The organism is Pseudomonas sp. W15Feb34 (assembly GCF_023127765.1).
In the GTDB taxonomy this organism is placed as follows: Bacteria; Pseudomonadota; Gammaproteobacteria; order Pseudomonadales; family Pseudomonadaceae; genus Aquipseudomonas; species Aquipseudomonas synxantha_A.
Genome location: NZ_SPKN01000048.1, coordinates 18,185 through 39,116 on the forward strand (window position 1 = coordinate 18,185; position 20,932 = coordinate 39,116).

Annotated in this window: 17 protein-coding genes and 1 pseudogene; 4 read left to right on the forward strand and 14 right to left on the reverse strand. The window is 61.0% G+C overall.

Annotated elements, in window-relative coordinates:
- Positions 1–22: 22 nt before the first annotated feature.
- From E4O97_RS25490 to E4O97_RS25535, 10 genes are all read right to left on the reverse strand, one after another.
- Complete coding sequence (locus tag E4O97_RS25490) at positions 23–1,363, reverse strand: beta-xylosidase (RefSeq protein WP_103735419.1); 1,341 nt, start codon at positions 1,361–1,363, stop codon at positions 23–25.
- Complete coding sequence (locus E4O97_RS25495) at positions 1,360–2,541, reverse strand: glycosyltransferase (protein WP_248131548.1); 1,182 nt, start codon at positions 2,539–2,541, stop codon at positions 1,360–1,362. Before E4O97_RS25495 ends, E4O97_RS25490 begins: the two co-directional genes overlap by 4 nt.
- Entirely contained in the window at positions 2,541–4,520 is a 1,980-nt protein-coding gene (locus E4O97_RS25500; RefSeq protein WP_248131550.1) for an exopolysaccharide transport family protein, read from the reverse strand. Before E4O97_RS25500 ends, E4O97_RS25495 begins: the two co-directional genes overlap by 1 nt.
- Positions 4,521–4,590: 70 nt before the next feature.
- Entirely contained in the window at positions 4,591–5,418 is an 828-nt protein-coding gene (locus E4O97_RS25505) for a polysaccharide biosynthesis/export family protein (RefSeq protein WP_032876894.1), read from the reverse strand.
- 6 nt (positions 5,419–5,424) lie between these two features.
- Entirely contained in the window at positions 5,425–6,336 is a 912-nt protein-coding gene (locus E4O97_RS25510) for a glycosyltransferase (protein ID WP_194440396.1), read from the reverse strand.
- A complete protein-coding gene (locus E4O97_RS25515; RefSeq protein WP_248162615.1) occupies positions 6,336–7,796 on the reverse strand; it encodes a mannose-1-phosphate guanylyltransferase/mannose-6-phosphate isomerase in 1,461 nt (486 codons plus the stop codon). Before E4O97_RS25515 ends, E4O97_RS25510 begins: the two co-directional genes overlap by 1 nt.
- Entirely contained in the window at positions 7,796–9,235 is a 1,440-nt protein-coding gene (locus E4O97_RS25520) for an undecaprenyl-phosphate glucose phosphotransferase (RefSeq protein WP_032876885.1), read from the reverse strand. Before E4O97_RS25520 ends, E4O97_RS25515 begins: the two co-directional genes overlap by 1 nt.
- 433 nt (positions 9,236–9,668) lie before the next feature.
- On the reverse strand, positions 9,669–12,155 hold the full coding sequence (locus E4O97_RS25525) for a TonB-dependent receptor (RefSeq protein ID WP_248131552.1): 2,487 nt from the start codon (positions 12,153–12,155) through the stop codon (positions 9,669–9,671).
- A gap of 105 nt (positions 12,156–12,260) precedes the next feature.
- Positions 12,261–13,211 carry a FecR domain-containing protein gene (locus E4O97_RS25530; RefSeq protein WP_032876880.1) on the reverse strand — a complete coding sequence of 317 codons (951 nt, stop codon included), beginning with the start codon at positions 13,209–13,211 and terminating at the stop codon, positions 12,261–12,263.
- Positions 13,198–13,713 (reverse strand): sigma-70 family RNA polymerase sigma factor, encoded by a 516-nt coding sequence (locus E4O97_RS25535; protein ID WP_032876877.1) that lies wholly within the window; start codon positions 13,711–13,713, stop codon positions 13,198–13,200. The genes E4O97_RS25530 and E4O97_RS25535 overlap by 14 nt, the downstream gene beginning before the upstream one ends.
- A 130-nt stretch (positions 13,714–13,843) precedes the next feature.
- On the opposite strand from E4O97_RS25535, the pseudogene E4O97_RS25540 reads away from it, so the two are divergent.
- Positions 13,844–14,014, forward strand: a pseudogene (locus E4O97_RS25540) (LysE family translocator); the annotation flags it as partial.
- Positions 14,015–14,512: 498 nt separating this feature from the next.
- Here the strand turns inward: E4O97_RS25540 and E4O97_RS25545 are convergent.
- On the reverse strand, positions 14,513–15,193 hold the full coding sequence (locus tag E4O97_RS25545; RefSeq protein WP_078820828.1) for a DJ-1/PfpI family protein: 681 nt from the start codon (positions 15,191–15,193) through the stop codon (positions 14,513–14,515).
- A gap of 88 nt (positions 15,194–15,281) precedes the next feature.
- On the opposite strand from E4O97_RS25545, the gene E4O97_RS25550 reads away from it, so the two are divergent.
- The gene (locus tag E4O97_RS25550; protein ID WP_078820829.1) at positions 15,282–16,250 is read left to right on the forward strand and encodes a helix-turn-helix domain-containing protein; all 969 of its coding nucleotides are present in this window, start codon (positions 15,282–15,284) and stop codon (positions 16,248–16,250) included.
- Here the strand turns inward: E4O97_RS25550 and E4O97_RS25555 are convergent.
- From E4O97_RS25555 to E4O97_RS25565, 3 genes are read right to left on the reverse strand one after another with little or no spacing between them, the layout of a single operon-like run.
- On the reverse strand, positions 16,236–17,147 hold the full coding sequence (locus E4O97_RS25555) for an alpha/beta hydrolase (protein WP_248162618.1): 912 nt from the start codon (positions 17,145–17,147) through the stop codon (positions 16,236–16,238). The genes E4O97_RS25550 and E4O97_RS25555 overlap by 15 nt on opposite strands.
- The gene (locus tag E4O97_RS25560; RefSeq protein WP_248131556.1) at positions 17,135–18,961 is read right to left on the reverse strand and encodes a glycoside hydrolase family 15 protein; all 1,827 of its coding nucleotides are present in this window, start codon (positions 18,959–18,961) and stop codon (positions 17,135–17,137) included. The genes E4O97_RS25555 and E4O97_RS25560 overlap by 13 nt, the downstream gene beginning before the upstream one ends.
- Positions 18,954–19,754, reverse strand: coding sequence for a glucose 1-dehydrogenase (locus E4O97_RS25565; protein ID WP_248131558.1), 801 nt, complete (start codon positions 19,752–19,754; stop codon positions 18,954–18,956). The genes E4O97_RS25560 and E4O97_RS25565 overlap by 8 nt, the downstream gene beginning before the upstream one ends.
- 177 nt (positions 19,755–19,931) lie before the next feature.
- Here E4O97_RS25565 and E4O97_RS25570 point away from each other — a divergent pair, with 177 nt between their 5' ends.
- Positions 19,932–20,327 (forward strand): cytochrome c, encoded by a 396-nt coding sequence (locus E4O97_RS25570; protein WP_228309670.1) that lies wholly within the window; start codon positions 19,932–19,934, stop codon positions 20,325–20,327.
- A gap of 98 nt (positions 20,328–20,425) precedes the next feature.
- Complete coding sequence (locus E4O97_RS25575) at positions 20,426–20,923, forward strand: sigma-70 family RNA polymerase sigma factor (RefSeq protein WP_216091014.1); 498 nt, start codon at positions 20,426–20,428, stop codon at positions 20,921–20,923.
- The last annotated feature ends 9 nt before the right edge of the window (positions 20,924–20,932 follow it).

Genomic DNA, 20,932 nt, shown 5'->3' on the forward strand with positions numbered 1-20,932 from the left:
GTACAGCTCTCCATGCCCGGGGCTACCACACCAGTATCTGCAAACTCGGCTTCACCGCTGGGCGAATACCGTTGTCGTCGTTCAGGGGCTGCCGGGCTCCGGTCAGCGGGTCCAGCAGTTCTGCGTGTTTGATGTCCGGCAGGCTGATGCTGCTGCCTTTGGCACTCCAGTACATCAACAAGTGTTTTCCGTCAGGCCGAGTCCAGGCCACGCTGTAGAAACTGTCCGGCACATCCTCAAGCTTGGGCGTGGTGCCGGGTTTAAGGGAGGGGCCGGTGATCTCGAGGAAGCGGGCGAGGGCGGTGTAGACCGGCTTGGGTTCGCCGTCCAGGTTCAGCAGGCCGTAATGCTGGTCGCGTGGCGAGGCGCGTTGGTCGAGGTCGGACAGCGCGAACAGGAAAATCTTCTGATAGTCCTGGGACGCCATCAACGCCAGGCGGCGCAAGGTGTAGTCGGCCTGCCCGTCGATACCGATCAGGTCCTGCATCTCCTTGGGGCCGGCATAGCTGGACCAGCCCCACTCGGTAGCCCATACGTTCTTGATCCCGGCGCCGTGCAGCATGGTATTGAGTTGATCGCCGCGCAGCAGCACTTCGTTCTTGCCCGGTTCATCGGTTTCCGGGGTCATCGAATAAGGGTGATAGGCCGCGACCATGCCCAGGTTTTGCACGCCCAGCGCGCCGAGCGCTTCGAACATCAGGGTTTTGCCACGCGGCGGCATCTGGCTGTAGTACGCCATGCCGCCCATGACCTGCAGTTTGCCGGGCGCAGCAATATTCAACGCCTGGTGACTGGCCAATAACAATTGCCCGTACTCCTTGGCGTTGACTTTGGGGCGCCAGTTGTTCGGCAGGTTCTGCTCGTTCCACACCTGCCAGGCATCAATATTGGGGTAGCGCTTGGCCAGGAGTGCCAGGCGCAGCGCGTAGATTTCGGGGTCCCGCGGGCGATACTGGTCCTGGAACTGCGCGCCCTTGGGGGCGGTGGTGATAAAGGGCGCCGAGCCCACCAGGTAAAACACCGAGCGGATTTTTTCAGCGCTCAGGGTGCGGTCCAGTTCATCGAAGGTGCTGAGTTGATAACCGTCTTCTGTGGGCTCCAGGCGATCCCAGTGCAGGTCGACCCGCACCCATTGCAACCCGAGTTTCTTGTATTGCTTGATCTGCTGGCGGTACTGCTCGGGCGTGAACCACAGAAAGTGCGCGTTCACGCCAAGGAAGTCCTTCCATACCACAGTGCGCTCCGGGGCCAGATTCACCGGCTGCGCATCGACTTTTTCACTCGACAGCAGGGCGCCACCCACGGCGATTGCCAGCACCAGCGGCAGATAGCGCCACATCGGGCGAACAGATGAAATATTCATCGCAACGGCTCCTCACAAGCATCCCGAAATAATTCGGCAAAACGTTGGGCCGTGGTGGCCCACTGGCGTTGGTGGCCGATTTCCGCTGCCCGGGCAGCCCATTGCCGGGCCTGTTGCGGGTCGAGGATCAAGCGGCTCAAGGCGTTGCTCAAGGAATCGATATCGCCCTGCTGATAGGTGATGCCATTGCCGCCGGCCACCTCTTCAGCAAAGGCACGCGCATTGGAGGTGATTACCCCGCGCCCGCAGGCATTGGCCCACGACAGTGCGCCACTGGTGCCACGCATCTGCCCCAGGAAGCCGAGTTTTTTCGATTCGCGGTAGGGCAGCACCATCACATGGTGCGCCTGGATCGTAGAGGCGATCTGCGCCGATGGCAGGTCCAACTGCCAGTCCACCACGTCCTCCAGGTGCAGCGCGCTGATCTGTTGGCGCAGGCCGTCGAGGTAGTTGCCGGCCGGGTCAAAGGTCATTTCCGGAGCAGTGCCGCCGGCCAGAGTCAGGCGCACCTGGCCTCGGCATTGCGGGTGGGCGGAAAGTGACTGGGCCAGGGCCTGGAGCAGATCTTCAATGCCCTTGCCGCGATAGATAAAGCCGAAATACAACAGACGCAGCGGCGCAAGCGGCGGCAAGTCCTGGGGCGCGATGGGCAGGTTGCCGTGAGCAATCACCGCCACTTGCTGCGGGCGCAGGCCCATGCGTTGGCGCAGGCAGTCGCCTCCCAGGCGGGTGAGGGTGATCAGCCGGCGCATACCTTTGGCCAGGCGTCGTTCTTCGTGCAAGGTCAGCGGGTCGGCCAGCAGCGCCGCCGCCTGGGGCAGCGGGTGGGGCAGGCGTTCGAGCAGGGTCAAGGGGAAAAACAGCTTGGCCCGGCGCCAGATCAAGCGCTCCGGATCATGCACCGTAGCGGTCAACGGCAGTTGTGGATGTGCCCGACGCAGGTAGTCAAGCGCCTGGAACTCACCGAAGCGCCCACCTCCCAATTCGGCATGGACCAGGTCCACACCGTGCCAGTCAAAGGCTTGCAAGCGCCGCAACTGTTCAGCCAGGTCCTGGCAACCCGCGAGGGGGGTCACCACTTCAAGGCCCAGTTCGATCAACGCGTTGCGCAAATGCGCGGCGTAATCGGCGATTCCGGTCTGCTCCGGTGGCAGAGGGGCCAGCAATGCAATACGCATCAGGCCGCACCGCGCCAGCTGTTGATCCGCGCCAGGACCTTGGCCGGTACTTCGAAGCGGCGGCGGTTGAGGATCATGCCGTCGACTTTGCCGAACGCGGTGGTCAGCAGCGACACCGCGTTTTCGATGGTCGGTACGGTACTGGTGCGGGCTTCGATTACCAGCACGATCTGGTCGGCACGGCGTAGCGTCAGGAAGGCCTGCGGGTTGGACGACAAGGCCGAGGCGTCCAGCAACAGCACTTCACCCGGCGTGGGCGCGTTCGCCCCGTCGACCGAGACGCGGTGGCCACGTTCTTCCAGCAGGCGCTTGAGCTGCTCGATGATAAACGTCACGCCCTCGCCATGCCGCGCCGAGGTCAGGCCCAGGGCAAAGCCTTCACTGGCGATGCGCTCCAGGGGCAGCAGGCTGTACAGGCGATAGAGGCTGGCGGTGACGGCGGCCGGCGTGGCGTCTTGCACGTCGGGGATGCTGCTCCACAGCGGCACCTGGAACATCTCCTGCAAGCGGGTGCCATCGTGGATGCGTTGGTCCAGCAGGTACAGCACATAAATGGTCAAAAAGCCCACGGCTACGCCGGCGGGAATGGCGAACAACAGAATCAGCAGGCTCTTGGGAAACACACGTGACGGGTTCAGGGTGGCGTGTTCGATCAGCGCGATGTTGCTGATCTGACTGTTGTCCAGTTCGTGATCGATACGCGCCTGTTCAAGATTGTCCGAGTACAAGGCGTAGCTTTTTTCGGCGGCGCGCAGTTGTTGGCTCAGCTTGTTGAGTTCCGGCTCATCGGTCATCGCCTTGTCACGCTGGTCACGCAGTTCGGCGAGGGTCTTGTCGTAGTTCTCGATCTCCCCGGCCAGTTTGCGCTCTTGCAATTGGGCGTCGATCACTTGCTGCTTGACGTTGATCACCAAGCTGTTGGGCGCAGTGTTTTGCGAGCGTTCCAGGCGCGTAGCCTCCTGAGCGCTGAGGGCTTCAATGTCGCGGATGTTCTGCTCGATCTGATTGACCTGCGGCGTGCCCGGCAGGTAGGTGCGCAACAGGCGTGCGCGTTCCACTTGCAGCGCATTGAGCTGGCGCTTGAGGTCCAGTTGGGTGGGATTGAGGCTGGTTTCGCGCATCGTCACCACGTCTGCCGGCTGGCTCTTGATCTGCTGGCTGGCGTTGGCCAGGAGGCTGCGAATGCCCGAGATCTGGTTTTGTGCGCTGACCTTGGCGTCGGTGACACGGTCGATCTGACTGGTGAGGTTCTTCAGGCGCGCATCGACACTGATCGAATCGATCTGCTTCAAACGGCCTTGCAGTTGGTCCTTCAGGCTTTGGATATTTTCCGCCACCTTGGCGCGTTCGGTTTCGTAGAAGGTATGCAGGCTCTTGCGCCCGAGAATCCGCGCACGTTCCTCAAGGTAGGCGTTGACCCATTCCTCGACGATTTTTTGCGCCACAGCCGGGTCGTCCCAGGTGAAGGAAATCTCGATCACTGAAGAACCCGGCTCGTGACCGGCTTTGAAGTTCTTCTCCAGCGAGGTCGCCAGGCGCTCCAGCGGGCTTTGCTTCTCGGCAAGGCCTACGAACTGCAGCACGCTGCGCACGCCGTTGATGACTTCGCCAAGGCCCTTCTTGATGTAGAACTTGGTGACCTTCCAGAAGCCCTGCGGCGGCTCGGAGGTCATCGCCATATAGCGCTCGGCAACGATATGCACGATGGGCCGGCCCGTGAGCATTTTTTCTTCGTCGACAATCGGGTCGTGCTGGGTGCTCGGGGCAATCAGCGTCTGGCGGTTGGCGGCTTCGATCGGCAAGGTGGTGTTGTCCCGCCCCGGCTTGACCAACAAGCGCGCGTCGGATTCGTAGCGAGCCGGCAACAGGAAGGCACCCAGCACCGCGACGACGATCGTGGTGATCACTGCCAGTTTGAATTCGCGGCGGTAGATGAAAAACAGCCGCAGCAGGTCGCGAAGAGAGCGGATTTCGATCACAGGATCACTCCATTGCATATGGGGTTTACGAAAGACGGGAACGCTTGGTTCGAGTGATACGACGCCCGCTTCATAATCCTTGGCCTGCGTTGATGGTTGGGTTGTTGTAGATGGTGTTGCCGCTGTTTTTCACGTCGCTCTTGTTCAGGTCGTAATTCAAGCCAATGCCAATGCCCTTGTTGATCGGAAACAGCTTGGTGAAGTACATATCCACGGCCTCCACCGTCGCGCCGATGCCCGACTGCGGCACGAAGATCAAATCGCCGCGCTGCAACGCCACCCGCGGGTGATTGGGGTTGGTCAACATGCTCTCCAGGCTGATGAAGTACGTCCTGTACTTGCCATCTGGCCCGGTGCGCAGCAAGGCCACGTTGGAGGCATCCGCCGAGGGCAATACACCACCGGAACTGAGCAGTGCCTGCTCGACGCTGACGTTGCCGGCCAGGTCGAAAAACGCCGGGTTGGACACCGCACCGCCGATAAACACCTTGTTGCTCGGTGCGCTGGCGATGTTCACCGTCACCGCGGGTTCGCGGTAGATGCGCTTGTACTTCTCGGTGATTTCCTTGCCCAGGTCTTCGGGCGTGCGCAGGGCGGCCTTGACCCGGCCAATATTGGGTACCGAGATCACGCCGTCGGGGCGCACGACGAATACGGTCATGTCATCGGCCGCCGCCGGTTCCTGGGCGTCGCGCACGATCCGCAGCGAGTCGCCGGTCTGGATCAGCACCTGGGGTGGTGGCAGGTCGGCCAGGGTCAGCGCCGCTTGATGGCCGGCCTTGAGCGTATTGTTGTCAGGAAGCGGCACCCGCGCAGGGGTCGAACAGCCCGCCAGCCAGATTGAGGCACTCAAGAGGCTGAGCAGGGTAAGACGGGAACGTCGGTTGGTAGTCTTCATGACGGCTCAAGTCCAGTAAGTGGAAAACATGCCCAGGCGCCGTTTAAGCGAGTTGGGCAAGTGGCGTTCAAGGTGGCCGAGGCGATAACCCAGCAATTTAAAGGCGCTGCGCACCACCACTTCCGGCGCACGGTGCAGCGCGTTGGCCTCGCGCAATGCGCGCAGTTCGGCCAGCACATAACGCTTACCTTCGCCGCCGGCGTCGCCGAACGCCTGGCGAATCCACGCCTCGCGGCCGTAGAACACACCGATATCGAAGTAGCGCTTGAACTCGTCCAGCAAGCGGTAATCGTGGGAGTGATAAACCTGCGCACTGGCGGCGTAGCGCACCTGGTAGCCGGCCAGCAACATGCGTGCGGCGACGTAGGCGTCTTCGCTGCCAATCACATCCTGGGGAAAACCACCCACCGCCTGCAGGGCGCTGCGTCGGTACACCGAAAACGAGTCGGAGCTGAAGCAGGTCTTGATCCCTAGCTGCGGTGCATCGGCCAGGCTTTTGCTGCGGCTGGCCGCCGGGTAATTGAAGTGCCGCGACTGTGCCCCCAGCACCCCTGCACCGGGGTGCGGCAGCTGCCGTCCATAGGCCACGCCATTGAGCGGCTCCAGTTGCAATTCGGCGATCAGGTTGGCGAACGTCTCGGCCGTGGCGGGGATTGCGTCCTGAGTCATGACGATCAAAGCGTCGCCGCCCACCTGTTCACTGGCCCAGCGCCGAGTGCCGCCGTGGTTGAAGTCGCGGGCATCAATCACCTCCACGCGCGCGCCAAACTCGCGAAAGCGCGCCACGGTGTCATCGCTCGATGCGCTGTCGACCACCAGCATCTCGTCCGGTTGCAGGGTTTGCATGCGCAGCGCCGGCAGTAAGCGGTCCAGATGGCTGGCCGCGTTGCGGGTGGGGATGATCAGGGACGTGCGCATCAGGGTTTCTCTTCCACCGGCGCGCGGCCGTAGATGTCGTCATAACGCACGATGTCGTCTTCGCCCAGGTACTCACCGCTCTGTACCTCAATCATCACCAGATCGATGATGCCGGGGTTGGTCAGGCGGTGTTTGTGGCCGGCGGGAATATAGGTGGACTCGTTCATATTGAGCAGGATTTCGCGCTCGCCATTGGTGATCATCGCTGCGCCGCTGACCACTACCCAATGCTCGCTGCGGTGATGGTGCATTTGCAGGGACAGCGAGCCTTTTGGCTTGACCACAATGCGCTTGATTTTGAAGCGCGTGCTTTCTTCCAGCACCGTGTAGGTGCCCCACGGGCGGGTGACTGTGCGATGCAGACTGAACGCCGGGTGATTCTGGCGCTTGAGTTCGGCGACGATATAGCGCACGTCCTGGCTGCGGTGCGCGTCGGCGATCAACAGTGCGTCCGGGGTGTCGACGATGATCAGATCGCGCACGCCCACTGCACCGAGTACCCGCTTGGGCGAGTCGATGTAGCAGTTATGCACGTCGTGCAGGATCGCCTCGCCATTGATCTGGTTGCCATTGTCATCACTGGGGGTGAGTTGGCGCAGCGCTTCCCAGGAACCGATATCGCTCCAGCCAATGTTGCAGGGCACGACCGCGACCTTTGCGGATTTTTCCATCAGGGCCACGTCGATGGAGATGTCCGGCGCGGTACCGAAACCTTCCGGGCTCAGCTCACGCTGGCGACTGCTGCTGTTCTGCAGGCTCTGGCTGTGCTCGAGTGCGGCCTTGGCTGCGTCCAGCACTGCCGGGGCGTGGCTGGCCAATTCTTCCAACAGGCTGGCCGCCTTGAAGCAGAACATGCCGGCATTCCACAGGTGCTTGCCGCCGTCCAGATAGCCTTGGGCGGTGGCCAGATCGGGCTTCTCGACAAAGCACCGGACCTGAAACCCGGCCCCCAACGCTGCGCCTTGTTCTATATAGCCAAAGCCGGTTTCGGCACGGTCAGGCTGAATGCCAAAGGTCACCAGGTAACCGGCCTCGGCCAGCGCACGGGCTTTTTCCACCGCTTGGGCGAAGGCCGTTTCATCCAGGATCAGGTGATCGGCGGGCATCACCAGCAACTGCGCTTCAGCGCCGAAATGCTCCTGCACATGCAAGGCGGCCACGGCGATGGCGGCGGCGGTGTTACGGCCAAACGGCTCCAGCAGCAGCTCCAGGGCCAATCGCTGGGTGTTCACCGCGCGGTAGTCGTCGAGGGTGCGAAACAGTAGGTCACGATTGGTCACTGTCAGGATGCTCTCCACCCCCGGCAAGTGGCTGGCGCGCAGGAAGGTCTTTTGCAGCAGGCTCTGGTCGTCGCGCATGCGCATGAAGGGTTTGGGCATGTTCTGCCGCGAAACCGGCCACAGCCGCGTGCCCGAACCACCGGAGATGATGCACGGGATCAATCCGTTAAGAGGGTTCATCAATAAACTTCCTTGGTGGAAAGGACGGCCGGAACCGTCATGAAAACGATGTACAGATCCAGCCACACCGACCATTTGGCGATGTATTCCAGGTCGTATTCGACTCGCTTCTGGATTTTGAACAGGGTGTCGGTCTCGCCACGGTAGCCATTGATCTGTGCCCAGCCGGTGATGCCTGGCTTGACCCGGTGGCGTGAGCTGTATTCGCTGACCGCTTGCTCGAACGGAATCCCGGCGGCCTTGGTGGCAGTGGCGTGGGGGCGCGGGCCGACCATCGACATATTGCCCAGCAGCACGTTGAACAGTTGTGGCAGCTCATCAATGCTGGTCTTGCGAATGATCCTGCCTACCCGGGTGATGCGCGGGTCCTGGCGTGTGGTCTGGTTCTCGGCGTTGAGGTCGGTCTGTTCGACGTACATCGAGCGGAACTTGAACACTCGGATCAGGTTGTCGTTGTAGCCAAAGCGCTTCTGGCGAAACAGCACCGGGCCCTTGGAATCGAGTTTGATCGCGATGGCCGTCGCCAGCATCACCGGTGACAGCAACAACAGGCCGAGGCTGGCCAGCAGCAGGTCTTCGCAACGCTTGATAAAGGGCGACCAGCCGCGCAGCGGCAACTGCGAGGTGTTGAACATCAGGATGCCGCCCACGTCGGTGATGCGGTTATGCCCATAACGCAAGGCAGCCATGTCGGGCACCAGCATGACGTTCACCGACATCTGCCGCAGGCGTTTGACCAGCCCGTTGATACGCTGCTCGGCAGCCCAGGGCAGGGTGATCATGACCTGGTTGACCTGTTCGGAGCGGATCAGCTTTTCCAGGTCGCGGGTATTGCCCAGCAAGGGCAGGCGGCTCAATTCCTTGGGAATGCGCTCGGTACGGTCGTCGATAAAGCCGATCAGGCCGGAACGGATATCGCTGTTGCGCGACAGGTGTTCAGCCACATGCACCGCCGTCTCGGTAAAACCCAGGATCACCGTACGCTGCAAGAATTTGCCGTTCTTCATCAAATGGCGATACAGGCGCAGCATCAATATCCGCTCCACGCCAAACAGCACCAGGCTCATGGAGAACCAAGCCGCCAGGTTGCGTGGGCTCAACTGTGGGAACAGCAGCAGGATCTGGTACATGAACAGCAGGATGCAAAACGCTGAGACCCAGGCCACCAGCATCACGCGAAAACGCAGGCGATTGCTGAACAGATCCTCGGAGTACACCCCCAGGGCCTGGAACAGAATGATGGTCAAGAGCGCAAAGAATACCAGCAGGCCAAGGTAGTGGTTGCGCATGTGCTCGGCGACGGGTTCCGGGTAGAACAACAGGATAATTGCCGGCACTACAGCAGTGAGGCCGTGGATCAGTTTTACGAAGACGACAAAAAACTCAACGAAACCGGGACGAGTCAAAAACAGGCTATCGACCGACGATTTACCGCGCATAGATCAGATCCTCAATACACCACCAGAACGTTCCTATTCGTTTTGCTCATCCATAAGGCAGGTTTGCTTTACAAGTGGTGCAAATCGAACAACTGCAGTTGCTGGGTAATACGTAATGCCTGTTCAGACGCAGGAATTTACGGAGTGATGGCTAAATAGTGGCTTCCTTGAGGTTCCGTGTCAATGATTTGGCTTTTTTTGCCCTTGCCTTCAATGGCTCTCATGAGGCTCCCATGATATGACGATTTATTGACATGGGAGGCCGGGCTTTCAGAAAAATCGAGAATCGATGATGGCTTTTTGGAGTGTAGGAACAAACGTGGGGATTTGCCTGCCAGCGAAAAAAGCTTTTTTTTGACAGAAGCAGGGCGGGGGAAGGGGGGTTGTCGAACCAGAGCCGGCTTGCCGGCTCTGGTGCAAGGACTGCTGATGTTTAGAAGTTGCCTTTGAGGCTCAGCGTGAGGTTGCGCGGCTCTCCATAAAGATTACCCCAGCCTGAGGTACCCACGGTCTGGTAGTAGTTTTTATCGAACAGGTTGTTGCCGTTGAGCGCCACAGTCCAGGTGTCGTCCACCTGATACGCAATGCGCGCATTCCACAACGCATACCCGGCCTGTTCCAGTTTGATAGTTTGCAACCGGTAGTTGCTGCTTTGGGCGTTGACCCCTGCGCCGACTGTCCATTTTGACAGTGCACCGTCCAACTGGTAGTCGCCCCACAAACGCAGCATATGCCTTGGTACGTAGGTGTTGGACACCGCGCCTTCGGCTGCGCTGTCGATGTTCTTCAGGTTCTTGGTTTGCGTGTAGGTGTAGCCGCCAAACACTTGCAGGCGTTCAAGCAATTCGCCGCTCAGCTCGGCCTCGACCCCTTGGGCGCGAACTTTGCCCGTGTCGGTGTAGCAGTAGCCGTCAGAGGAACTGCCGCAGCGGGTCTCGAAATCGGTTTGGGCGGCGTTTTTTTCGATGGCGCGAAACAGCGCCAGGGAGCTGTTGAGGCGCCCGTCAAACCATTCGCCCTTGATACCCAGCTCGTAGTTCTCACCCATTTTCGGCTTGAGCGCCGAACCGCTGACCGTGGCGTAGGAGCTTTGTGGCTGGAAGATATCGGCGTAGCTGGCGTACACCGAAAGGTTGTCATTGAGGTCGTAGATCAGCGCGGCAAACGGCGTGACCACGCCGGTTTCCTTGGTGCGTGCATCCTGGTCGGCCCACTCGCCCCAAGCCAGGTTCAAGGACTCACGGCGGTTTTCATACCAACTGACGCGACTGCCGAGAACCAGCATCAATGGTTCGGCCAGGCGCAGGCGCAAGGTGGCGTAGGCGCCGTATTGGGTGGCGGTTTCCTTGACCGTGCCGCCACGGTACATGTTGGGCCAGAAGGTATCGTCGGCAGGTTCCGGGAAGTGGTGGTTGGGGTTGAAAACGCTTTGGCGCTGGGGCAGGTTGCGGATCGCGTAGACATCGTCCTGGGTGCCACGACTGCCATTGGCGCCGAGGATCAACTCATGTTGCAGGCCAAACGCTTCAAATTGACCATCAATGTAGGCATCCAGGCCGTAGTCCTTGTGATCGTAATCCAGCAGCGCGGCGTAGCTGGTGAGCGTAGGGGCCGGGTTGCCATAGTCCACGGTGCTTTCGCTGGCGGCGTATTTGATGTCTTGCAGGTTGCGGCTATGCACGGCGCTGACTTTGAGCTTCCAGTCGTCGTTGAAGTGATGGGTCAGATCGGCGAACAGCGTGGTGCGCTGGCTTTGCCAATCGTTCCAGGCCTGGCCCAGGCAGGTGGAGCGGCTCAGGCCGAGGCTTTTGCCGTCGCGGTAGCGCGGCAGGCCGCTCCAGCACGGTGTGGCGTCGACATCCTCATAGCTGGCGCCGAAGCCTAGGGTGGTGTCAGGGCTGACATCCATGTCCAGCGCCGCGTAAAACGCCTGGTCCTGGCGCTTGGCAAGGTCCATGTAGGAGCCACGATTCTGCTGGCTGACCGACGCACGGCCGCGCACTGTGCCGCTGTCATTCAACGGGCCGCCGGTGTCGAGTTCGGCGTGGTAGTTATCCCAAGTGCCCGCCGACAGCCCGAGGCTGGTGGTCGGGGTGGCCTGGGGCCGCTTACGCACGAAGTTCACTGCACCGCTGGCGGTGCCGGCGCCCTTGAGCATACCGGCGGCGCCTTTGAGCACCTCCACCCGGTCATAAATCGCCATGTTCGCGCTGAAACTGTCGGCCTGTATGTAGTCCTTGCCGATGTCCAGCGGCACGCCGTCGAACTGGTACTGGCCGAGCATCTTGAAGCCCCGGGAGTAAAAATACTTGCCGCCCATGGGCGACTCGTAGCTGGTGATCCCTGGCGTGCGCTCCAGCAATTGGTCGATGGTGGTGATGTTCTGGTCATCCATCAGCTTGCGGGTCATCACGCTCACCGATTGCGGCGTGCGTCGCAGGCTGTGTTCACCCTTGCCGATGGTCACCGCACCGGTGGTGTAGGAACCGCTGCCTTCGGTGGTGGCGCCTAGACGATCACCAGTGATGGTGGTGGCGCCCAGGTTCAGTGCCGAGCCGGCTTGCTGCTGAGGTAGCAGTAACCAGGCGTTCTGGCCCTGGCTTTGCGCCTGCAAACCCTGGCCCTGAAGCAACTGGCTCAGGGCCTGTTGTGGGGCCAGGGTGCCGCTCAGCCCCGGGCTGCTTTTGCCGGCCACGCTGCCCGCGTCATACGACAGGCTGATACCGGCCTGCCGCGCAAACTGATCAAGGGCGCCGGCCAGAGGCCCGGGCGCAATATTCCAGGTGCGGGCCTGGCGCTCGCTGCCGGGTTCCTGGGCTGTTGCGGTATACGGCAAAGCGCTGGCTGCCACGCACGCGCCAAGAAGAGTGGCATTGAGGGCGTGTCTGAGGGGGGAACGTTTGGAGGGGAACGCTTGCATGACCGCGGGATGCTCCTGAAGGAAGTGGACAACACCGGCCTGTTGATCGGCCTTTCCTTACAGGTCGAATGGCAATGAGAATTCACCTCATTTATTTTCGGCCGCTCAAACCCGAGCGGAGACGGTCACCCAATAGGGGCTGCGGTAGGTCACATTGATCGACAACGATTGCGCCACCAGCTTGAGTACCTGATCGGTGTCTTCCAGTTGATAGGTGCCCGAAACCCGCAGCCCCGCGACGGCTTCGCTGCAACGGAGCAAGCCGTTGCGGTAGCGGCCCAGTTCGGCCAGGAAGTCGTCAAGGCGCATATTGTGGGCGCTGATGACGCCGTCGCTCCAGGCCCAGGGATCCAGGCCATTGGTGGGAGAAGGGCGAATGCCGCTACGGTTGAACAGCACCTGTTCGCCCGGCTTGATCATTTGGCGTGCGCTGGCGTCATGGCTGTCGGCATACACCGCGACCGCACCCTGTTGCACAGCCAGCAGCGTGCCTTGGGCTTCTTCACGTACCACAAAGCGCGTGCCGAGGGTGCGCAGGTAACCATCGCGGGTGTGCACCCAGAACGGACGGTTGTCAGCGCCGGTATTGACCAACACTTCACCCTGACGCAGGTTCACCAGACGCCGCTCGGCATTCAGGGTGATATCGATGGCACTGGCGCTGTTGAGCTGGACCTTGCTGCCATCGTTCAACGCCACCCAGCGCCGCTCGCCGGTGGCCGTGCGGTAGTCGGCCATCAGGGCGGGCAGGGGCGTGTAGTCGCGACCCAGCCAGGCCAACCCGGCGGCGCCGGCAAACAAGCCCAGCAGCTTCAAGCCTTCACGCCGACTGATACGTTGGCGTGCGCCATCGAGGGCATGGCGACTGACATGCGCCGGCAGTTGGGTGAAGTCGTCATTCATGGTCGCCACGCGCTGCCACGCCAGTTGATGCGCGGCGCTGGTGTGCAGCCACTGCTCAAAGGCCGCCGTGCTGGCGTCGTCAGCGGTGTTGAAGCGCAGCTTGATCATCCACTGGATGGCCTGGTCCACCAGGCGCGGATCAGCATTCGGCATAACGTAACCGATAGCAGGCGTGCAGTGCCTTGGACAGGTCACGCTCCACCGTGGCCTTGGACACGCCCAGGCGCAGGGCGATTTGCGCGCAGGTCAGGCCGTCCAGTTGGGCCAACAGAAACGCCTCGCGCACCCGTGGCTTGAGCTGGTCGAGCAAGCGGTCGATGCGCGCCAGGCTGTCGAGGATCAGCAGGCGGGTTTCTTCGCTCGGCACCTCGACTTGAGGAAAGTGCGCCAGGCTTTCCAGGTAGGCACGTTCCAGTTCGCGGCGTCGGTATTGGTCGATCATCAAACTGCGCGCGATGCTGCTCAAGTAAGCACGCGGCTGCTGCAAGGTCTGTTGCTTGCGCGCGTTGAGCAGGCGCACAAAGGTTTCCTGCGCCAGGTCAGCGGCGTGTTCACGGCAGCCGGTGCGTCGGCTCAACCAGCCGCGCAGCCAGGAATGGTGGGCTTGGTATAGCTGGCCGATGGCGGCATGGTCCAGTGGGTGATCGCTCGACATGGTCATCCTGGCGCAGCAGGCTTAATTGATAATGTTTCGCATTCTAGACGTTGGTTGTGGCATTCAGCAATCACTGGTTTGCTGCGTCAGTAATGTATCCAGCACAATTTTTGTAGAGCCTGCGAGCGCCGTGCTGACGCTGATCGCGAGTGTGTTTCATGTACTGCTGGGCATGTTTGGCGGGGCGCTCAGCCGCTTCTTCGCCAAACGCACCAAAAGCGCCTGGCTGCAGAAGTGGGGTTTGGCGGCGGTGCTGATGGCGTTGGCCGTGCGCTTGGCGGTGATGTCGCGTCCTGCCTGACGACACGCGGGAAGCCAAGCAGGTTTCTGTGTGGCGAGGGAGCTTGCTCCCGTAACGGCCTGCCAGTCGATGCTCATTTACCTGACACCTCACAATCCAATTGTGGGAGCTGGCTTGCCTGCGATGGCGGCCTGACAGGCGATGCTTCTCTACCTGACACCCCGCGATCCAAATGTGGAGCGGGCTTGCTCGCGAAGGCGGCCTGACAGCCGACACAGTCATACCGAGTACATATCCATTCCTGCGGTAACGGCCACTCAGGGTTCCGCCCTGACGGCGGCTCACTTTTGAACAGCGTGTCCGGTCCGTACAGGTTGAAGGTTCGCAACGCAGTGTGGTGTTGGGGATTTGCCGGATGGTAGAGGGCGTTCAGTTGCTGGTTGATCGGGTAGTAGAGGGAGGCGGCGAGACGCGAGCGCAGTAACGGCGATGCCTGTCAGTTAAGAAACAGCGCTGTACTGTGGCGAGGGAGATTGCTCCCTCGCCACGGATGAACATTCACCCCAACCGCGCAGCCGCCCGCGCAACAATCTCCCCACGCACTCTGCGTGACTCCACCGTGCGCTTGTTGGCTTCCTCCAGTACATATCGGGGCGCAGTCTCCGGGCGGCCGGAGTCAAACGGTGGGGCCGGCGCATATTCGATCTGCAGTTGCACCAGTTGCGCCGCCGCTTCGCTGTACAACTCTGCGGCCAGGGTCAGGGCAAAGTCGATGCCGGCGGTGATCCCGCCGCCGGTAAACAGGTTGCCGTCACGCACCACGCGCTCCTGCACGGGAACAGCACCGAGCGGGGCGAGCAGGTGGTGGTAGGCCCAGTGGGTGGTGGCCTTGCGACCGCGCAGCAACCCTGCTGCGCCCAATACCAATGAGCCGGTGCACACCGAGGTCAGGTAGCGCACTGTCTGTGCCTGGGCCTTGAGAAAATCCAGGGTTTGCGGGTCTTCCATCAACGGGCCCACACCGGCGCCACCGGGTACGCAGAGCACATCCAGGTTCGGGCAGTCGGCGTAAGTAATGGTCGGCGTGAACACCAGGCCAGTGCTGGAGGTGATCGGCGCGAGGTCTTTCCATACAAGGTGAAGCTTCACGTCTGGCAGCGAACCGAGGACATCATAGGGGCCGGTCAGGTCCAGTTGCTGGATGCCGGGGAACAACAGAAAGCCGATCTGCAAGGTCATGGTGCAAGCTCCGAAAGAAATGGACGACCGCACTGTAGAAGCCTAGGCTTTGGCGTGTACGCCATTGAGCCCACTAATCACGCCAATCATGCCCAAGATTATTCATGTACTCGCTTTTGAAAATGCCCAGGTGCTCGATGTCACCGGGCCTATGCAAGTGTTTGCGTCGGCTAATGACCTGTTGCGCCAACGTGGTTTACCGTTGCCCTACGCGGTGAACGTGATCGCCGCTCAGCCTGAACCGGTGAGGACTTCTGCCGGCCTGGCGCTGCTGGCTGAACCGCTGCCCGCCATCGACGCGCCTTGCGATACCCTGGTGATCGCCGGTGGCTGGGGCGTGTACGCTGCCGCCGAAGACCCGACACTGGTGCAATGGGTGCGCGATAAATCCCGGCACACCCGGCGCATGGCTTCGGTGTGCACCGGGGCCTTTCTGCTGGCCGCCAGCGGTTTGCTCGATGGTTGCCGAGTGGCCACGCACTGGACGCGGTGTGAAGAACTGGCGCGCAAGTTTCCCGCACTCACGGTGGAGGCCAATCCGATTTTCATCCAGCAGGGCGCCGTGTGGACGTCTGCTGGTGTGACCGCCGGGATCGACCTGTGCCTGGCCCTGGTAGAGGATGACCTGGGTCGCGCCATTGCCTTGGAAGTGGCGCGCCACTTGGTGGTATTCCTCAAGCGCCCTGGCGGTCAGTCGCAATTTAGCGTGACGTTATCCCTGCAAAGGAGCGACAGCCGCTTTGCCGACCTGCACGCTTGGATCGCCGACCATCTGACGCTGGATCTGAACATCGCCACCCTGGCGGCCCAGGCTGGCATGAGCGAGCGTAGCTTTGTGCGCCATTACCGCGCCGAGACCGGCCAGACCCCGGCCCGGGCCGTGGAACTGATCCGTGTCGAAACTGCGCGCCGGCAATTGGCAGACAGCACGACCTCCATCAAACGTATCGCCATGCAGTGCGGTTTTGGCTGTGAAGAGACTTTGCGCCGCAGCTTTGTGCGGGCCTTGTCAGTGACGCCTCAAGCTTACCGGGAGCGTTTTTCAGCGCTCCAGTAGTTCCAGTAATGCTTCAAGCGTGACCTGGGGCGCTTCCTGGAAAACATTATGACCAATGCCTGGCAAAACCTGCCGTCGATAAAAAACGCTGAAGTGCTCCACATCGTCATCCACAAGCGGCGGCGGGCCCACACCGTCGTCGGCCCCGCATAACGAAATGCTGGGCACCGTTATCGCCGGTTGCTGCACCAATGCCTGCTCAATGGATTCCAGCGCAGGATCACCCGGCGCATACATGAAACGATGGCGGTAAGAGTGAATCACCACCGCGACAAAGTCCGGGTTATCAAATGACGGCGCAGTCTTGCCATACAGACTTGGCCCTTCACGCCAGGTCGGCGACCAAAGCCGCCATAACAACTCACACAGCTCTTGTCGATTGGCGGTCAAACCGTCGACCCCACGCTGGGTGTGGAAGTAATACTGGTACCACAATCGATGCTCGGTTTCCGGTGCCCGAGGCTCGAGGGACTTGGCGATGTCCTGGATGTTGTAACCGTCCCCCGTCACCAAGCCGCGTACCCGCTCGGGCCATAGCGCCGCGACAATACACGCCGCGCGCCCACCCCAGTCATACCCGGCGAGCGTGGCCTGCTTAATGGACAGCGCATCCATGAAATCCAGCAGGTCCTTGGCCAACGCCGCCTGTTGGCCGGAGCGCATGACCTGGTCGTTGATAAACCGCGTCGGGCCATAACCGCGCAAATAGGGGACCAACACCCGATAACCACGCTCGGCCAGCACCGGCGCGATTTCGTCATAACCGCGAGGGTCATAAGGGAAGCCATGCAGCAGGATCACCGGCTCGCCCGCGATGGGGCCGTGCGTCTCGTAAGCCACGTCTAGCATGGACGTGCGTACATACAACAGCGCGGCCGGGGAGGTCAGGGTTGCCATACAGTCTTCTCCCCGCTGAGTTTGCGGTCCAGGAACGTTGCCGCACTGATCAATGCCAGGTGGCTCAACGCCTGAGGTGTGTTGCCCAAGTGCCGAGCCTGGCTGTCGAATTCTTCGGCGTACAGTCCCAGCGGGTTGGCGTAGCGCAGCAGCTGTTCGAACTCCAGGTGGGCCTTTTCCACTTGCCCGGCGCGGGCCAGGCATTCCACGTACCAGAACGAGCAGGCGGCAAATGCGCCTTCGGTGCCTTGCAGGCCATCGATCTGGCTGTCGTCATTGCGGTAGCGGTAGACCATGCCGTCGCGCACCAGGCTTTTCTGGATCGCTTCCAGCGTCGCCAGCCAGCGCGGGTCGGTGGCCGCAACGAAGCGCACCAGCGGCATCAACAGCATCGAGCCGTCCAGCGCCGTGCTGCCGATATGCTGGACGAAATGCCCGCGCTCTTCGTTCCAGAAGTTGCTCCAGATGTCGGCGTAGATAGCCTGGCGTGTCTGGTCCCAGCGCGCGAATGGGGCGGGCAGCGAGCGTTTGGAGGCGAGGCGAATAGCTCGGTCCAAGGCCACCCAGCACATCAGGCGCGAGTGCAGAAAGTGGTGTTGCTCGCCGCGCATTTCCCAGATGCCTACGTCTTTGCGGTTCCAGATCTCACACACTTGGTCGACCACTTCCACCGTATGTTTCCAGCCTTCGTGGGAAATGGCTTCGCCGTACTTGTTGACCAGATACACCGCGTCCATCAGTTCGCCGTAGATATCCAGCTGGATCTGGTCGAACGCTTCGTTGCCCACGCGCACCGGCTGGGCGCCGCCGTGGCCGCGCAAATGATCGAGTGTGGTTTCCGGCAACTCCTGGCGACCGTCGATGCCGTAGAGAATATTGATTTTGGTCGGCTGGCCGCAGCAGTCGCTGACTCTGCCTTTGAGCCAGCGCATATAGGCGTTGGCTTCCTCGACAAACCCCAGGCGCATGAACGCGTAGACGGTAAACGACGCATCGCGTATCCAGGTATAGCGGTAATCCCAGTTGCGCTCGCCGCCGGGGCTTTCCGGCAGGCCGAAGGTGGCGGCGGCGATGATTGCGCCGTGCTTGCGCGAGGTCAAAAGCTTCAACGCCAAGGCTGAGCGGTTGACCATTTCGCGCCAGCGCCCACGGTAATTGGACTGGGAGATCCAGCCGCGCCAGAACTTGAGGGTGCGTTCCAGGTACAGGTCCGTGCAGTTGTTGACCACCCGCGGATCATCCTGGCCGCCGAGCACAAATTCGGCGCCCTCGTCCTGGGCCAGGGTGAAGCGGGATACGACTGCATTTTCTTCGAGGGTCAGCGGGTGGCTGCCTACCAGGCGCAGGCCGGGCTGACCGTCGGCGCTGAACAGCACGCCGCTGTCATCGGCTGTGGTGTGGGTCTTGGCACGGGCGTAGTCGTGGCGCACGGCGCAACGCAGGTGCAGAGTTGCCTGGCCACTGACTACCCGTACGCGGCGAATCAGCAGCGGCAAATCGTCAACGTCTTCGCTGACGGCCAGCAGGTCGGTGATTTCCACCACCGCCTCGTCACTCAGCCAGCGTGTTTGCAGCACGTTGGTGTCAGGCAGGTAGATCTGCTCGCGGCGGGCGTTAGGCAGGTCCGGGGTAAGCTGGAAGGTACCGGCGTCGGGCGTGTCGAGCAGTGCGCAGAAGATCGACGGGCTGTCGAATTCCGGCCAGCAGAAAAAATCGATGCTGCCACGGTCGTTTACCAGTGCGGCACTGCGCATGTCGCCGATGATGCCGTGGGCATCGATGGCGCTTTGGGGTTCTTTTTTCAGATCAACCATTGCCGCGAAACTCCGGATAAAGGCTCATGCCGCCATCGATGAACAACGTACTGCCGACCACGTAATCAGAAGCATCACTGGCCAGCCACACCACTGCATTGGCCACATCTTCTACATCGCCGATGCGGCCATAAGGAATCAATTTGAGCAACTCTTTCTCCGCAGCGCCTTCAGTGGCTGCACGGTTGATCGCCGTACGAATGGCCCCCGGCGCAACGCCGTTGATGCGGATGCGTTGCTCGCTGACTTCCTGGGCGAGGGTGCGCATCAGCATCTCCACGCCGCCCTTGGACGCTGCATAATTCACATGCCCGGCCCACGGAATGACTTGATGCACCGAACTCATATGGATGATTTTGCCGGCCGCTCGTGACACGCCCTCACGAACGCCCTGACGATTGAAGATACGCACCGCCGCTCGGGCACAGAGGAACTGCCCGGTGAGGTTGACACCGATCACGGTGTTCCAGTCCTCGAGGCTCATGTCGACCAGGTTGGCGTCTTTTTGCAGGCCGGAGTTGGCCACCAGAATATCCAGGTGGCCGAAGGCATCGAGGGTCTGTGCGAACAGGCGCTCGACATCAGCCTCCTTGGACACATCGCCACCGATGGCAAGCGCCCGACCGCCGTTGGCATTGATCTGTGCGGCAAGAGCCTCGGCGGGGGCCGCCTGGGAATTGTAGTTAAGCACCACTGCCGCGCCCGCGTCGGCCAGGGCTTTGGCTGCGCCAGCACCGATGCCGGAACTGGCGCCGGTGACCAGAGCCACTTGTTGCTGCAAGGAAATCTGCATCGCCCACCCACTGTGTTTATCCGAGTCCTTTCAGATGACTGGCGGCGGGGAGCGGAAGTTCACCGCACGGCTTGTACGCCTAGACCGCGGGCCGCAGGTGTAGCGCCGGGGCGCAAGGCAAAGGTTTATCGTAATATGCTGAAAACAAAAGGTAAGGGATGGAGCAAAGGAATGTGTATGTCGACACGCACCCCAAGGATGAAAAGTTTACTCATTGGCTTATCAGCCGTTTTATCACTGGCTCAGACATCATTGGCTGTTGCGGAAAACAGCAATGGAAAAACGCTCTATCTACAGCGATGCGGCGTGTGCCATGGACCCGATATAAAGGCCACCGGGCCATTAGCTAAAAAAAGCAATCCCCCCACGCCTGACCTTACAACCGCCGCGTTCAAACAGCGGCTGCATGATTATCCGGGCGTGATCGTCTCGTCGATAATACTTCGCCCAAATGGCAACCTGATTCCAAAGACGTTGAAGGACAACGGTGTGAAGATAGCGCCGCACGCGTGGAGCGTTCAGGACTTCCGCGATCTGCATCAATACATGAGTAGCGTGATTTCAAAAAGTTGAGGGGTTTGAGTGCGGCGGGCGTACCGGCGATGGACAGCAATTGCCCCACTTAATAGGAAGCATTACTATTCACGCCCCGCCTCCTCAGTGCCTTCGCGATGAATCCTCAGCCGCCCCGCAGAACAGGCTTTTTCGAGCACTACGAAGAGTTGATCGGCACCTGGACGCGCCGCTTGAGGAACCGTCAGCAAGCCGAGGACCTGACCCACGACACTTTTGTGCGAGTGCTTGAGTCCGACGCCAGCGAGGTTGCACAACCGCGCGCCTACCTGCATCAAACCGCGCGCAATATCGCGGTGGACGCCTACCGGCGCGCAGAACGCCGCGCGGCGTTGACGTTGCAGGCCGTTGATCACGCCCCCCACAGCGGTGATCCGGAGCATTACATGCACGCGATTCAGTTGGCCGACTCCATCGAGCGGGCCCTGGTCGAGTTGCCGCTCAACTGTCGCAAGATTTTTATCTGGCAGAAAATCGAGGGGCTCACCCAACAGGAAATCGCCGTGCGCCTGGGGCTGTCTAAAAACATGGTTGAGAAGTATATGATCCGCACCCTGCGGCATCTGCGTGACCACCTGGATGCAATGGCGCCATGACCCGCTTTG

What these genes read in the sequence shown, in the direction of transcription:
- E4O97_RS25490 (WP_103735419.1), bottom strand. Translation starts at nt 1,363, where the DNA reads ATGAATATTTCATCTGTTCGCCCGATGTGGCGCTATCTGCCGCTGGTG.
- E4O97_RS25495 (WP_248131548.1), bottom strand. Translation starts at nt 2,541, where the DNA reads ATGCGTATTGCATTGCTGGCCCCTCTGCCACCGGAGCAGACCGGAATC.
- E4O97_RS25505 (WP_032876894.1), bottom strand. Translation starts at nt 5,418, where the DNA reads ATGAAGACTACCAACCGACGTTCCCGTCTTACCCTGCTCAGCCTCTTG.
- E4O97_RS25510 (WP_194440396.1), bottom strand. Translation starts at nt 6,336, where the DNA reads ATGCGCACGTCCCTGATCATCCCCACCCGCAACGCGGCCAGCCATCTG.
- E4O97_RS25515 (WP_248162615.1), bottom strand. Translation starts at nt 7,796, where the DNA reads ATGAACCCTCTTAACGGATTGATCCCGTGCATCATCTCCGGTGGTTCG.
- E4O97_RS25520 (WP_032876885.1), bottom strand. Translation starts at nt 9,235, where the DNA reads ATGCGCGGTAAATCGTCGGTCGATAGCCTGTTTTTGACTCGTCCCGGT.
- E4O97_RS25525 (WP_248131552.1), bottom strand. Translation starts at nt 12,155, where the DNA reads ATGCAAGCGTTCCCCTCCAAACGTTCCCCCCTCAGACACGCCCTCAAT.
- E4O97_RS25530 (WP_032876880.1), bottom strand. Translation starts at nt 13,211, where the DNA reads ATGCCGAATGCTGATCCGCGCCTGGTGGACCAGGCCATCCAGTGGATG.
- E4O97_RS25535 (WP_032876877.1), bottom strand. Translation starts at nt 13,713, where the DNA reads ATGTCGAGCGATCACCCACTGGACCATGCCGCCATCGGCCAGCTATAC.
- E4O97_RS25545 (WP_078820828.1), bottom strand. Translation starts at nt 15,193, where the DNA reads ATGACCTTGCAGATCGGCTTTCTGTTGTTCCCCGGCATCCAGCAACTG.
- E4O97_RS25550 (WP_078820829.1), top strand. Translation starts at nt 15,282, where the DNA reads ATGCCCAAGATTATTCATGTACTCGCTTTTGAAAATGCCCAGGTGCTC.
- E4O97_RS25555 (WP_248162618.1), bottom strand. Translation starts at nt 17,147, where the DNA reads ATGGCAACCCTGACCTCCCCGGCCGCGCTGTTGTATGTACGCACGTCC.
- E4O97_RS25560 (WP_248131556.1), bottom strand. Translation starts at nt 18,961, where the DNA reads ATGGTTGATCTGAAAAAAGAACCCCAAAGCGCCATCGATGCCCACGGC.
- E4O97_RS25565 (WP_248131558.1), bottom strand. Translation starts at nt 19,754, where the DNA reads ATGCAGATTTCCTTGCAGCAACAAGTGGCTCTGGTCACCGGCGCCAGT.
- E4O97_RS25570 (WP_228309670.1), top strand. Translation starts at nt 19,932, where the DNA reads ATGTCGACACGCACCCCAAGGATGAAAAGTTTACTCATTGGCTTATCA.
- E4O97_RS25575 (WP_216091014.1), top strand. Translation starts at nt 20,426, where the DNA reads ATGAATCCTCAGCCGCCCCGCAGAACAGGCTTTTTCGAGCACTACGAA.